Source organism: Bradyrhizobium sp. 26S5 (assembly GCF_036923295.1).
GTDB classification, from domain to species: domain Bacteria; phylum Pseudomonadota; class Alphaproteobacteria; order Rhizobiales; family Xanthobacteraceae; genus Bradyrhizobium; species Bradyrhizobium septentrionale.
The window spans coordinates 861,861-875,031 of record NZ_CP145948.1; the positions used below are offsets into that span (position 1 = coordinate 861,861).

Consider the following 13,171-nt stretch of genomic DNA (forward strand, 5'->3'; position numbering starts at 1 on the left):
GCGTCTAACGAACTGTACTCAACCTGTTCTTCTCACAGCGCGCACTTATGTTTCCGTAGTTCTCCGCGTTTGAGAACGAAGTTCCGCCGGAACGATCTCGCCGGTTCCCGCATTGGCCATATAGAACCGACCATCCTCCGGCGAGAACGGTCGGTTCAAGCCCGCGGCGGATCGTCCCCCTCTCAACCACCCCCTGGAAGACGGCCGCCGCGGGTCCTGGTCCCGCGGCAAGCTCAGCGCCAGCCAAGCTCAGCGCCAGCCCAAGGCGGGTGCGATCTGAGTCAAGATCGTCTCGATCACATGCGCGTTGTAGGCGACGCCGAGCTGATTGGGCACGGTCAGAAGCAGGGTGTCGGCCTCGGCGATCGCCTCGTCCGTCTTGAGCTGCTCGATCAGTTTGTCCGGCTCGGCAGCATAGCCGCGGCCGAAGATCGCGCGCGTCCGCTCGTCGATGAAGCCGATCTGGTCTTCCTCCTGCCCGTTGCCGAAATAGGCGCGATCGCGATCGTCGACCAGCGCGAAGATGCTGCGGCTCACCGAGACCCGCGGCTCGCGGGTGTGGCCGGCCTCCTTCCAGGCGGCGCGATAGGCCCGGATCTGGGCGGCCTGCTGGATGTGGAAGGCTTCGCCGGTCTCGTCGCTCTTCAGCGTCGAGCTCTGCAGGTTCATTCCGAGCTTCGCGGCCCAGACCGCCGTGGCGTTCGAGCCGGCGCCCCACCAGATCTGCTCGCGCAGGCCCTCCGAGAGCGGTTCGAGCCGCAGCAGGCCGGGAGGATTGGGAAACATCGGCCGCGGATTCGGCTGCGCAAATCCCTGTCCGCGCAGCATGTCGAGGAAGATCTCGGCGTGACGCCGGCCCATGTCGGCGTCGGTCTGGCCTTCGCCCGGCTGATAGCCGAAATAGCGCCAGCCATCGATCACCTGCTCGGGCGAGCCGCGGCTGATGCCGAGTTGCAGGCGTCCGCGGGCGATGAGATCGGCCGCGCCGGCGTCCTCGATCATGTAGAGCGGATTTTCGTAGCGCATATCGATCACGGCGGTGCCGATTTCGATCCGGCTGGTCTTTGCGCCGACCGCCGCCAGAAGCGGGAAGGGCGAGGCCAGCTGGCGGGCGAAGTGATGGACGCGAAAATACGCGCCGTCCGCGCCCAGCTCTTCGGCGGCGACCGCAAGGTCGATGGATTGCAACAGCACATCGGCGGCTGAGCGGGCCTGCGATTGCGGCGAGGGCGTCCAGTGCCCGAACGAGAGGAATCCGATTTTTTTCATATCGGCAATGTAGGCATGCCCGGCATAAATTGCGATCGGTGGCGTGATACGACGGTGATCGAAAGTATTTACCAACCGAGGAAAATTTCTGCAGCCGGGGCTTCGGGTTTGGATGATTGCCCATCGCGCGCGCGGCGCATGCATCCAGGTCCTGCCGCCTGCGCCGTTGTGCAGCTTGCGATGATGCGGCGCGCCGCCTAGCTTTCGGCGGCCGTTGTCCCGCCACCACGTTCCGAAGGTCCCGATGTCGCAGCCGCTTCTGTTTCAGCCGATCACGCTTCGCGGCGTGACCTCCCGAAACCGCATCCTGATTTCGCCGATGTGCCAGTATTCGGCGACCGACGGCGTCGCCAATGACTGGCACCTTGTGCATCTTGGTAAATTCGCGCAAGGCGGTGCCGGGCTCGTGATGGTCGAGGCCGCGGCGGTTACGGCCGAGGGCCGCATCACCCATGGCGATGTCGGTATCTGGAACGACGAGCAGATCGCGCCGCTCGAGCGCATCGCGGCCTTCCTGAAGGACAACGGCGCCGTGCCGTCGATCCAGCTCGCGCATGCCGGCCGCAAGGCCAGCATGCAGCGTCCGTGGTACGGCAATGCCGCACTCGACGAGGTCGACCGCGCCCGCGGCGATCTGCCGTGGCGGACGGTGGCGCCCAGCGCGATCCCGATGGAAGAAGGCTGGCTGATGCCGCACGCGCTCGACGCAGCTGAGCTCGCCGCGTTGCGCGAGCAATGGCGTCGCGCCACCTTGCGCGCGGTGGAGGCCGGCTTCGAATTCGTCGAGGTGCATTGCGCGCACGGCTATCTGCTGCACGAATTCCTCTCGCCCTTGTCGAACCGCCGCAGCGATGCCTATGGCGGCGACCGCGCCGGGCGGATGCGCTATCCGCTCGAGATCATCGAGACCGTGCGCGCGGCCTGGCCCGCCGAGCGGCCGCTGTCGGTGCGGATCTCCTCGGTCGACGGCATCGACGGCGGTCTCGCGCTCGAGGACCAGATCGCATTCGCCCGGGAAGCCAGGGCGCGTGGTGCCGATCTGATTGATTGCTCGTCGGGCGGCCTGCTCGGTTCGGCGACGGCGGCGCGGATTCCGCGCGGCTACGGCTTTCAGGTGCCCTATGCCGCCGAAATCCGCCGCGCCGCCGATGTTGCCACAATCGCCGTCGGCCTCATCCTGCATCCGCAGCAGGCCGAGGATGTTCTGGCGGGCGGCCATGCCGATCTGCTCGCGATCGGCCGCGAGGCGCTGTTCGATCCGAACTGGCCGCTGCACGCCGAGCTTGCGCTTGGCGGCGGAAGCGGCGAGGTTTTCGCGTCCTGGCCGAAGCAATATGGCTGGTGGCTGGAGCGGCGCGAGCCGGGCCTGCGCAGGCTCGAAGGCCCGCCGCTGCCGTTCCGCAAGATCTGACAAGAGCCCTGAGAGGTCGTCATCATGACATCAATCGCAAAGCGTCCCTATCGTGGCGTCTTCCCCGTGGCGCCGACCATCTTTGATGCCGACGGCAATCTCGACCTCGACGGCCAGCGGCGCTGCGTCGACTTCATGATCGACGCCGGCTCCCACGGCATCTGCATCCTTGCCAATTTCTCCGAGCAGTTCGTGCTGACCGATGCCGAGCGCGAAACCGTGATGCACGCGGTGCTCAAGCATGTTGCGGGGCGGATTCCCGTCATCGTCACGACGACGCATTTCTCCTCGGCGGTCTGCGCGGCGCGCAGCCGCGAGGCGGAAGCCGCCGGTGCCGCCATGGTCATGGTGATGCCGCCCTATCACGGCGCGACCTTCCGCGTGCCGGAGCCGGGCATCTATGAGTTCTATCGGACGGTATCGGATGCCATCAAGATCCCGATCATGATCCAGGACGCGCCGGTCGCGGGCACGCCGCTCTCGGTGGATTTTCTGGCGCGAATGGCGAAGGAGCTTGCCAATATCAGGTACTTCAAGATCGAGGTGCCGATGGCGGCGAACAAGCTGCGCGGTCTGATCGAGAAGGGCGGTGCCGAGATCGAAGGGCCGTGGGACGGCAAAGAGGCGATCACGCTGATGGCCGATCTCGACGCCGGCGCCACCGGCGCGATGACCGGCGGCGGCTATCCCGACGGCATCCGCCAGATCATGGATCCGTTCTTCGCGGGCCGGCGCGACGAAGCGGTGCGGGCCTATGCGCGCTGGTTGCCGCTGATCAACTACGAGAACCGCCAATGCGGGTTGCAGGCCTGCAAGGTCCTGATGCGCGAAGGCGGCGTCATCAAGTCCGATGCGGTGCGCCACCCGTTGCAGCCACTGCACCCCGCGACCCGCGCGGGGCTGATCGAGATCGCACGCACGCTCGACCCGGTCGTGCTGCGCTGGGGACGATGAGCGCGCCCATAGCGTTTTCGAGCGAAGTGGACACCGGTTCGCGTGAAGAAAACGCGTCAAAAAAAGAGCTAGAGCTTCGGTTCTGATACAATCAGAACCGAAGCTCTAGACGTCCCACCTCACCGGCAGATCCAGCAGGCCGCGGAACGCCCAGCCGCCGATCCGCGGCGGCTTGTCCTCGATCAGACGCAGGTTTTTCAGCCGGTTGAAGATCGCGGGCAGCGCGACGTCGGCGACCATGGCGCGCGAGGCCCAGGCGCCGGCGCAGAAATGCGGGCCGGCGCCGAACGCGATGCTCTTGCTCGCGTCGCGGCGGACGTCGAACGCGTCGGGCCTGTCGAAATGCCTCTCGTCGCGGTTCGCCGAGCCGAACATCAGGAACACGCGCTCATTGGTCTCGAACGCGACGTCCCGGATCGTCCAGGGCTTTGCGATCCGCCGCGGCGACATGCCGATCGGCGAGATCCAGCGCGCATATTCTTCGAACACCTGCAACCACGGGATCGTGCCGCTCGTCGCGAGTGCAAGCTGATCCGGATGGGTCAGCAGCGCCCACACCGTGCCGGCGATCGCGTCGCGCGGCTCGTTCTGGCCGCCCGAGATCGCGAGCTTGATGTTGGCGCGCACGCTTTCCATCGGCATGTCGGTTTGCAGCATCACGCCGAGCAGGCTGAGATCGGGCGTCTTGCGCAGCACCGGCACCATGTCGTCGATCGCGGCATCGATGCCCGAGGTCGCCGCGTGGCAGCGCGCCTCGATCGCGGGGTCGCCGACATAATTGGCGATGCCGTCGATCATGCCCTGCGACCAGGCGTTCATGTCCTGGAAGCGCATGTTGGTGAGGCCGGTGATCGACTTCAGGCATTCGGCTGAGAACGGCAGCGCGAAGGCCTGCACGAAATCGACCACCCCGTCCGGCTTCAATTCGTCGAGAATGCGCGCTGCATGTCGCTCGAATTGCACGGTCCAGTGCGATCGGACGGTCTTCGGCGAGATCGCCGGGAAGATCGCCTTGCGTTCGTTCATGTGCGCATCACCGTCCTTGCGCATCATGTTGTGGCCCATCAGTTTGTTCATCAATCCTTCGGGCTGGTGCGACGAGAACACGTCGATCTGCTTCTCGGAGACGAAGATGTCGTCGCGGTTGCACAGCAGCGTGCTGCCGAGCTGCGGCACGAAGGCGATCGGCGCCTCCTTGCGCATCCGCGCGAGTGTCGGATAGGGGTCCTGCCAGAAGGCTGGCACATCGATGTCGAAATGGGGAGCGGTGCTCACGACGTGTATCTCAGGTTGGCCTCAGGTTTCGGACCCAGCATAGGCCGGAAAGCACCTCCAGTCTGTCCCCACCGTTGGGGACAGGCGGCGGGGCAGCGAGCTAGAGCGTTTTCGAGCGAAGTGGATCCCGGTTCGCGTGAAGAAAACGCGTCAAAACAAAAGCTAGAGCTTCGGTTCTGATTCAATCAGAACCGAAAATGCTCTAGGACGAGGAACCGGCTCCCAGCGCGTCGGCGAGCGCGGTGAAGCTGTCAACATGGATGTCGAACCAATCCTCCGCCGTCACATCGGGCTTCACGTCCGGACCGAATTCGAGCGGACGTGCAACGAATGCCGTGCGCATGCCGAAGGCCCGCGCGGCCTTCAGATCATATTTGTGGCAGGCGACCATCACGATCTGATCCGGCCGATAGCCGAGGAAATCGACCGCCAATTGGTAGACGGAAGGTGCCGGCTTGTAGCTGTGGGCGAGCTCCGCCGTGAGGATCGCATCGAACGGCAAATTGGCGTGCTTCACCACCGCCACCACCGCCGCCATTCCGGCGTTGGACAGCGTAGCGGTCGTGAACCGCCGCCGCAGGCGGGCAAGTCCCGCGACGGCATCAGGCCAGGCATCAAGCCTGGTCCAGACGCTGTTCAGGTCGTCGCGTTCCTGTCGGGTGAACGCGTCGCCGAGGCCCCGTCGCTCCAGCAGAATGTCCAGCGCCTCGCGGTAGATCCGGTCGACCCGCAGCCATGGCCGCTGTCCGGCGATGACAGTATCAAGCGCCACGCGATAGAGGTCGCGCCACTCCGCCAGCAGCGTCGTCCAGTCGATCGCCAACCGCGGAGAACCGGCTGATAGAAGTCGACACACGTGCCCTGGACATCGAATGCGAGCGCCTTGACGTCATTGACGTTCCGAAACTGGGTGGGTGGATGCTTGCACCAGCGTCTGTCCCTTCCAACTTCTGCGTCTGACCTCACCTCACGGGATCGTCGGCCGACTGATCTGCTGAGGTACAAACAACTAGCAGCCGCGCCGGGAAACGACACCTCGTTGGGGCGCAAAACAAGGAGATGATGTCACAGATGTCACGCGCCCTCTGTAAGGTTGTCATATCCGGAGATGCGCATCCGGATTATTCAGGTGGGTGCGCGACGCCCGAGACTGCGCGAGCGATCGGCTTCAGTTCAGGCTGCGGGTCGAGGCCATCAGGCGCAGCGCGATCGCGAACAGCTCGTTCTGCGAGGAGATGCCGAGCTTGTCATAGGCACGCTTGCGATAGGTGAGGGCGGAATGCAGCCCGATGCCGAGTTCGGCCGCGATCGCTTCCGAGCTGAGACCCGACAGGATGCGCAGGCAGACCTCCCGCTCGCGCCCGGTCAGCCGGGCGAGCGGTGCTGCCGTCGCAAACAGGGTCTGCAGCCGCGCGATCGGATCGGCATCCGGCGCCATGTCGGGCTGGAAGTGCCGCGCCACCGCTGCCGTCAACGCGGGCGCGACCGCGGCCAGCCGCGCGATCTGTTCGCGGCTGAAACGGCCTTGCGCTGTGATCTGGTAGAAGTTGACATAGAAGCAGGTGTCGCCAGTCCAGATCGCCGAGGCGAACTTGTCGACGATGTCGGAATCGTCGAAGAAGATCTTGCGGTAGCCGTCGCTGTACATCCGGCGAGCAAAGGTCGGCAGCACGATCGGCGTGGCCTGCGCCTGCCCCTCGAACACGGCATCGCGGTTCGGGTCGGCTTGATGGAAATGTTCGGAATAGGCGATCCCTAGCTCACGCCCGGTCGGGATGTTGCCGACGTCGAGCAGGCACGCGGCGGACCGCGGGCCTGTAAACGAGAACACCATGCAGTGACCGACACCGGCGACGCGGCGCAGCGAACCGATCAGGGCCTGCGGAAAGCTGTCGCGGCCGATCGCCAGCAGCGCCGGCGTGATGTCGCTGACGACAGAAGTCTTGAAGGCGAAATCTGCCTTCATGGCGTCCTCCCTGTGTTTCGGGAAGATTAGCAGCGACATCACCGGGTTGGAAGCGGACCATAGCGTTTTCGAGCGAAGTGGGGCCCGGTTCGCGTGAAGAAAACGCGTCGATCAAGAAGCTCGGGTCAGGCGCCCGGCACCTGGTCGAGGAAGCCCGTGATGCTCCTGATCCGGCCGTCCTTCAGCATGGCGAAATCGGTGCCCTTGATCGGGCTGTCGACGCCGTCGGGTCCGAGCCCCCAGGAGAAGCGGACATGGTCGCCGAAGCCGTTCGGTTCGCCGATCAGCTTGAAGGTGAAGTCCGGAAACTTCTGCTGCACGCCCGCGATCAGCGCGTCGACGCCCTCATGGCCGTCACCGCTCATCAGCGGATCGACATAGCGCGCATCGGCGGTCCAGTTCTGGCTCAGCATCTCGCGGCGACGGCTCGGCGTCCGCTCGTTCCAGAGCTCGATATAATTGCGGGCGATGGTGGCGTGGTCGGTCATGCTGCTCTCCTTCGATGGGCCGGACTGTGCGGCTGTCCGGACTATCGAAGGTTCGCAGGCATCGATCGATTACCTCGGAGGTCATCGCGCGAGTTACGGCGCGATCGTCAGCACCGCCTTCATGTTGGGATGGTAGCGGCAGTAATAGTCGATCGTACCGGCCTTGGTCAGAACCGACTTGACCGTCTTCTTCGGCGCGATCGTCACATCGAAGTCGCTGTTCTTCGCGGTGGCGGTGTGCGCCAATACGTCCTTGTTGACCCATTCGATGGTGTCGCCGACCTTGGCCGATACCTCGGCCGGCGAGATCACCAAATTCTCCATCACGATCTGGATGGTGGCCGCATGCGCCGGGACGGCCGTCGCGCCGAACACGAGCAAGGCGAGCGTTGCGAGATAGCGCAACATCATGCGTCTCCTTATTTCAGGCTGGCTGCGACATGTTCGGCATGCTGCTGGTGGCCCTGGAAGATCTTCAGGCCGGTCTGCAGCAGGCCCTTCAGCTCGGGATTGCTGGCCGAGGGGATCAGCTGCGTCTCCAGCGCCGTGTTGACGGTCTTGTGGTAGGCGACCTCGTTGTCGATATAGGCCTTGTCATAGGCGGCGCCTGTCAGCTTGCCGAGCTCGGCGAGCTTGTCGGCCGCCTGTTTCGACAGCGCCTTGCTGGTGTCGTTGTCCTCCGGCGTCACCTTCAGCTTCTTGACGAGGTCGAGCGCCTGCTTGTTCACCGCCTCATGGTCGCGCGCCATGTCCTGGGCGAACGCCTTGACTTCCTTGTTGGAAGCCTTCGACTCCGCCTGTTTGGCGGCATTGATGTCGATCACGCCGGCGGTATAGGCGATGTGCGCGATCTGCGGATCGGTCGGCTTTGCGCCCTGCGCCAACGCTGCTCCGCTGAGAACGCTGAGCGCGGCGACCGCGATGCTCAATCGAACGAACATGGTTTGACACTCCTGTTGAGCCGGGCGTAGCGCACGGCACGTTGTTGGTTGCACAGGAGTTGGATGGTGCGGACGCGCCGAGGTTCCCGAAAATCTATGCGGTGGCGCCGAGCCGTTTCAGGACCGCCTCGGTCAATCGCTCGCAGCGTCTGCCCGCAAAGGGAAAGGCCTCCATTACGACGGGGCCGATCTTCCGCTCGACATTGTCGCGAAGCATGGTCCGGGCACGGTGCAGGCGGGTCTTCACGGTTTCCGGCTTCAGGGCGAGGATTTCAGCGGTCTCCTCGACATTCATGCCCTCGATCACCCGGGTGATGAAGACGAGGCGGAACGCCTCGGGCAGCTCATCGATCGCGCGCTCGACAACATGCTGGATTTCGCGTTGGGCCATGGATTTTTCCGGATCGTCCGCTGACGACAAGGGGAACTGGATGATCTGAGCTTCAAGGGCGCCTCTCGGCAGCTCGGACCATTCCACGCTTGTGTGCCTGCTACGCAGGCGGCCGAGCGCCTCGTTGATCGCGATCCGCGACAGCCAGGTCGAAAGGCTCGAGTTGCCGCGGAACTGGTCCAGATGGGTGAAGGCGCGCACATAGGCCTCCTGAACCACATCCTCGGCCTCGTTGTCGTTGCGCAGGATGCCGCGCGCCAGCCGGAACAGCCGGCGATTATTCGCCTGCATGATGGCGCGAACCGCGGCCTCGTCGCGGGCGAGCGCGCGTTGCACGAGCTCGGCTTCGGCTGAGCGGATCGGCGGTGGTTGCTTTACCTGGGCTTGGCGCATGGTGGGATTGCCTCACTGTTCACTGATTATCGACATTAGATGCCGCGGGGCCGGCCAGGTTCCCGAGAAAATCGTGGTTGGCCAAAACAGCCGTCAATCAGTAGTCACGGTCTGATATAGGCCTCCGGATCGCCCCGCGCATGCGCCTCCATCGCATCGAGGAAGCAGCGCACCTTGGCCGGGACAAATTGCCGCGCCGGCAACAGCGCGTGCACGTTCAACGGCTCGCAGGCGTGATCCTGTAACAGCCGCCGCAACTCGCCGGCCGCCACCGCGGCGCGGGTGTAGCTCGCGGTCACCCGCAGCACGCCATGGCCGGCGAGCGCGGCCTGCAAGCGGACATGGGCATTCGAGCTGGTGAGGCGCGCGCGGTCGACTGCGAGATGCTCGACCGCACCGCCGGGAGCGGTGATCGCCCATGGCGGATCGCTCGGGCCGGTCAATAGCGGCAGCTTTCTCAGCTCAATCAGCGTGCGCGGTTCGCCGAACTTCTCCAGCAGCGCCGGCGCGGCGAACAGGCCGCGTTCGAGCGTAAAGACGCGGCGGATCACGATGCCGGCCGACGGCAGCGGCGCCTCCAGCATCGCGAACACGATGTCGTAGTTTTCGGCGATCGGGTTGACGATGTCGTGCTCGACATCGATCCGGATCGCAAGCTCCGGGTAGCGGCCCATCACCGCGCAGGCGACTGGCCCTGCGTGATGCGCACCGAATTCATAGGGCGCCTTGATGCGCAGCGTGCCTGCGACCGCGCTGCTCATCGCCAGCGCCTCGCTGTGGGTGTCGTGCAGCGCGGTGAACAGCGGGCGCACCTTGCGATAGATGGTCTCGCCGGAATCGGTCAGCCGCAGGTGTCGCGTGGTCCGCTCGATCAGCCGCAGCCCGAGATTGGCTTCGAGACGCTGCACCGCAGCACTGAGGCTCGATTTGGGATGTCCGAGCACGCGCGCGGCCGCGGTGAAGCCGCCATGCTCGACAACCTCGCAAAACAGCTCCCAATCGCGCCACTCCATGGCCGATTGTCCATCCAGCGGTACAGTGTGTCCAGCCAAATCGGATTATCCCGGCGATCGCAATCACCTAACCTCGTCGTAACCAAATTTGCATCGGGAGGGCGAGATGGCTGACGACAACGGAATTTTCCTGCGCAACGCCTGGTATGTGGCGGCGCTGAATCACGAGCTGATCGACGGCAAGAAGCTGGCGCGCACCATCCTGGAGCGGCCGATCGTGCTCTATCGCGGCTCCAGCGGAAAGGTGGTCGCGCTCGACGACCGTTGTTGCCATCGCGCCGCGCCGCTCTCGATGGGACGCGTCGAGGGCGACGACATCAGGTGCATGTATCACGGCATGAAGTTCGCGGCCGACGGCAAGTGCATCCAGATTCCCGGCCAGGACGCGATCCCCGCCAAGCTCGGCGTGCGCAGCTATCCCGCGGTCGAGCGCTACAACATGATCTTCATCTGGACCGGCGATCCCGAGAAGGCCGATCCGAAACTCATCCTCGATTATCCGCCGCTCGAAGATCCAAAATGGCGCGGCCTGCCCGGCTACATGCACTACAAGGCCAATTGGCTCCTGATCGTCGATAATCTCAGCGACTTCGCCCATCTCGCCTTCGTCCACACCAACACGCTCGGCGGCTCCGAGGAATACGCCTACAAGACCAAGCCGGTCGCGATCGAGAAGCTGGACGACGGCTTCCGCGTCGAGCGTTGGCACATGGGCGCCGATGCGCCGCCCTACCACAAGAAGGTGATTTCCAACCGGGCCGACAAGGTCGATCGTCGCAATATCGGCCGCATGATCGTTCCGGGCATCTTCACGCTCGATACCACGTTTGCGCCGGCCGGGCAGGGCGTGGAGAAAGGCGTTCAGGTTCCGGGCACGCGGCAATACCGCAACGCCCAGTTCATGACGCCGGAGACCCGCTCGTCGACGCACTTCTTCTGGAATTACCTGCACGATTTCGACATCGGCAACCCGAACATCGCGCTCTCGTTGCGGCATTCCCTCGAGGAGGCCTTCAACGAGGACAAGGACTTCATCGAGGCGCAGCAGAAGGTGCTCGACGTCGATCCGGACTATCAGCTGCTTGCGATCGGCGCCGATGCGCCGCTGACCTATTTCCGCTGGCTGTTCGCGCGCAAGCTCGAGGCGGAGAGGGGCACAGCACGCGCCGCATAGTCGCTGAAGCGATGGCCGTCACCGCTTGGCCGCAAGCCGCGCCGGGATCGCGAGATCGTGACGTGCTGGCGTGGCTGCGCTCCAGCGGGTTTGGCGTAAGGTGCTCAACGTGAATTCGTCGGTTTTTGATTAGGGTCAAGGCTTCGACCCGCGCCGGCCAGACTATTTCGGTGGCGATCAATCGGTGAATGAGCTTGCCCGAAAAGACGGATCCATCGGAACGACGTGCGAGCGCCAGCTGGGTGCAGGACGCCTGGCTGTGGCCGTTTGAAGCCACGCGTTTGGCGCTGGACATCTACTCGCAGTGGTACCCCAATCGCGCGCCGGAGCCGGCGGATGCGCCAGGCGACGCGGCGCTGCCCTGGACGACGGCCCATTCGGTCGCGCTTCAACTGCCGTCGATGCTCCTGCTCGACTTTTCAAGCGCGGTCGAAGGCCCGCCGCTGCTGGTCTGCGCGCCCTATGCGCTGCACCGCGCGCAGATCGCGGATATTGCCCCCGGCCACAGCCTGATGGAGGCGTTACAGCAGGCGGGTCTAGCGCGTCTCTATCTCACGGATTGGCGCTCGGCGGCACCGGAGATGCGATATTTCTCGATCGACACCTATCTGTCTGATCTCAACGTGGCCGTCGACACGATCGGGCCGCCGGTCGACCTTGCCGGTCTCTGTCAAGGCGGCTGGCTGTCGTTGCTTTATGCGGCGCGCTTTCCCGGCAAGGTGCGGCGGCTCGTGCTTGCAGGCAGCCCGGTCGACGTCTCGGTGCCGTCGGAGCTTTCGCGGATGGTCGCCTCGCTGCCGCAGCAAGGCTTCGAGGCGATGGTGCGTCAGGGAGATGGGATCGTCAGTGGCAAGTACATGCTGCAGCTCTGGAGTATTCCGTTCAGCCTGCCTGACGTGGAAGCGGCGCTGCAGCGGCGTCTCGACGGCAAGTCGGACGATGCACAGGCGCTGCTCGATCGTTTCATGCGCTGGAACAGTGAGACGCTTGATTTGCCGGGCACCTACTACCTGGAAGTGACTGACTGGATCTTTCGTCAGAACCGGATCGCGGCCGGTGACTTCGTCGCGCTTGGCACCAAGATCGATCTTGCCGCGGTGAAGCTGCCGACCTTCCTGCTCGCCGCGGAGAACGACATCGTTGTTCCGCCCGACCAGGCATTTGCGACAATGCGACTATTGGGCACGCCGCCCGCGTGGCTGCGAAGCGAGACTGAGCCGTGTGGTCATCTCGGCCTGTTCATGGGCTGCAGGGCTCTGGCCGGTTCATGGCGCCGGATTGCCCGCTGGCTGCAGTCCGATCTCGGCGAGGCCGCGGGCGAGCGAGCACGGATCAGCGCGTGAGTGAAAAAAACGAAAATGCCCCGAACTGCAATTTTGCAATCCGGGGCATCCGATATCCGTCGCGACGACGTGCGTCGCGGTTGATTGTCGCGCTTACTTCGCCGCGACAACCATGATCTCGACATTGTACTGCGGCGCCGCGAGCTTGGCCTCGACGGTGGCGCGGGCCGGGGTGTTACCCTCCGAGACCCAGCCGTCCCACACCGCGTTCATCTCCGGGAACGTCTTCATGTCGGTGATGTAGATGGTTGCGCTGAGGAGTTTTGACTTGTCGGTGCCGGCCTTGGCCAAATGGCCATCGATGATCGACAGGATGTCCTTGGTCTGGTCGGTGACGCTGCCGCCCGCGGCCTTGCCGGCGACGACGCCGGCGAGATAGACGGTGTTGCCGTGCACGACGGCCTGGCTCATGCGCGGGCCGGTTTCGAAACGTTGAATGCTCATTTGGGTCTCCACTTGAATGGCGGGCATGTCTATAGCGTTTTCAAGCGAAGTGGCTACCGGTTCGCATGAAGAAAACGCGTCAAAACGAGAGAACCTCTAGCCTGCCACA

General features: G+C 64.3%; 14 protein-coding genes. 4 read left to right on the plus strand and 10 right to left on the minus strand.

Annotation, left to right across the window (positions count from 1 at the left end):
- Positions 1–249 precede the first annotated feature (249 nt).
- The gene (locus V5279_RS03970; RefSeq protein WP_338695281.1) at positions 250–1,269 is read right to left on the minus strand and encodes an LLM class flavin-dependent oxidoreductase; all 1,020 of its coding nucleotides are present in this window, start codon (positions 1,267–1,269) and stop codon (positions 250–252) included.
- 244 nt (positions 1,270–1,513) lie between these two features.
- On the opposite strand from V5279_RS03970, the gene V5279_RS03975 reads away from it, so the two are divergent.
- Together V5279_RS03975 and V5279_RS03980 are read left to right on the plus strand one after the other, a co-directional pair.
- Entirely contained in the window at positions 1,514–2,680 is a 1,167-nt protein-coding gene (locus V5279_RS03975; protein ID WP_338695283.1) for an NADH:flavin oxidoreductase/NADH oxidase, read from the plus strand.
- 24 nt (positions 2,681–2,704) lie between these two features.
- Positions 2,705–3,634 (plus strand): dihydrodipicolinate synthase family protein, encoded by a 930-nt coding sequence (locus V5279_RS03980; RefSeq protein WP_338695285.1) that lies wholly within the window; start codon positions 2,705–2,707, stop codon positions 3,632–3,634.
- Positions 3,635–3,739: 105 nt separating this feature from the next.
- On the opposite strand, the gene V5279_RS03985 is transcribed toward V5279_RS03980, so the two are convergent.
- The 8 genes from V5279_RS03985 to V5279_RS04020 form a co-directional block, all read right to left on the minus strand.
- Complete coding sequence (locus tag V5279_RS03985) at positions 3,740–4,909, minus strand: cytochrome P450 (RefSeq protein WP_338695287.1); 1,170 nt, start codon at positions 4,907–4,909, stop codon at positions 3,740–3,742.
- A 202-nt stretch (positions 4,910–5,111) separates the two neighbouring features.
- Entirely contained in the window at positions 5,112–5,732 is a 621-nt protein-coding gene (locus tag V5279_RS03990; protein WP_338695289.1) for a haloacid dehalogenase type II, read from the minus strand.
- A gap of 345 nt (positions 5,733–6,077) precedes the next feature.
- On the minus strand, positions 6,078–6,875 hold the full coding sequence (locus V5279_RS03995) for a helix-turn-helix transcriptional regulator (protein WP_338695291.1): 798 nt from the start codon (positions 6,873–6,875) through the stop codon (positions 6,078–6,080).
- Positions 6,876–7,000: 125 nt separating this feature from the next.
- Positions 7,001–7,363: a nuclear transport factor 2 family protein gene (locus tag V5279_RS04000; RefSeq protein WP_029077875.1), complete on the minus strand. Its 363-nt coding sequence runs from the start codon at positions 7,361–7,363 to the stop codon at positions 7,001–7,003.
- A gap of 93 nt (positions 7,364–7,456) precedes the next feature.
- Complete coding sequence (locus tag V5279_RS04005; RefSeq protein WP_338695293.1) at positions 7,457–7,774, minus strand: cupredoxin domain-containing protein; 318 nt, start codon at positions 7,772–7,774, stop codon at positions 7,457–7,459.
- A gap of 8 nt (positions 7,775–7,782) precedes the next feature.
- Positions 7,783–8,304 (minus strand): DUF4142 domain-containing protein, encoded by a 522-nt coding sequence (locus tag V5279_RS04010; RefSeq protein WP_338695295.1) that lies wholly within the window; start codon positions 8,302–8,304, stop codon positions 7,783–7,785.
- A 94-nt stretch (positions 8,305–8,398) separates the two neighbouring features.
- Entirely contained in the window at positions 8,399–9,088 is a 690-nt protein-coding gene (locus V5279_RS04015) for an RNA polymerase sigma factor (protein WP_338695297.1), read from the minus strand.
- Positions 9,089–9,192: 104 nt separating this feature from the next.
- Positions 9,193–10,140: a LysR family transcriptional regulator gene (locus V5279_RS04020; protein WP_338695300.1), complete on the minus strand. Its 948-nt coding sequence runs from the start codon at positions 10,138–10,140 to the stop codon at positions 9,193–9,195.
- A 67-nt stretch (positions 10,141–10,207) separates the two neighbouring features.
- Here V5279_RS04020 and V5279_RS04025 point away from each other — a divergent pair, with 67 nt between their 5' ends.
- A complete protein-coding gene (locus tag V5279_RS04025; protein ID WP_338695302.1) occupies positions 10,208–11,275 on the plus strand; it encodes an aromatic ring-hydroxylating dioxygenase subunit alpha in 1,068 nt (355 codons plus the stop codon).
- A 188-nt stretch (positions 11,276–11,463) separates the two neighbouring features.
- The gene (locus tag V5279_RS04030) at positions 11,464–12,618 is read left to right on the plus strand and encodes an alpha/beta fold hydrolase (RefSeq protein WP_414645897.1); all 1,155 of its coding nucleotides are present in this window, start codon (positions 11,464–11,466) and stop codon (positions 12,616–12,618) included.
- Positions 12,619–12,711: 93 nt separating this feature from the next.
- Here the strand turns inward: V5279_RS04030 and V5279_RS04035 are convergent, their stop codons facing one another.
- The gene (locus V5279_RS04035; protein ID WP_028339041.1) at positions 12,712–13,062 is read right to left on the minus strand and encodes a RidA family protein; all 351 of its coding nucleotides are present in this window, start codon (positions 13,060–13,062) and stop codon (positions 12,712–12,714) included.
- Between the last annotated feature and the right edge of the window lie 109 nt (positions 13,063–13,171).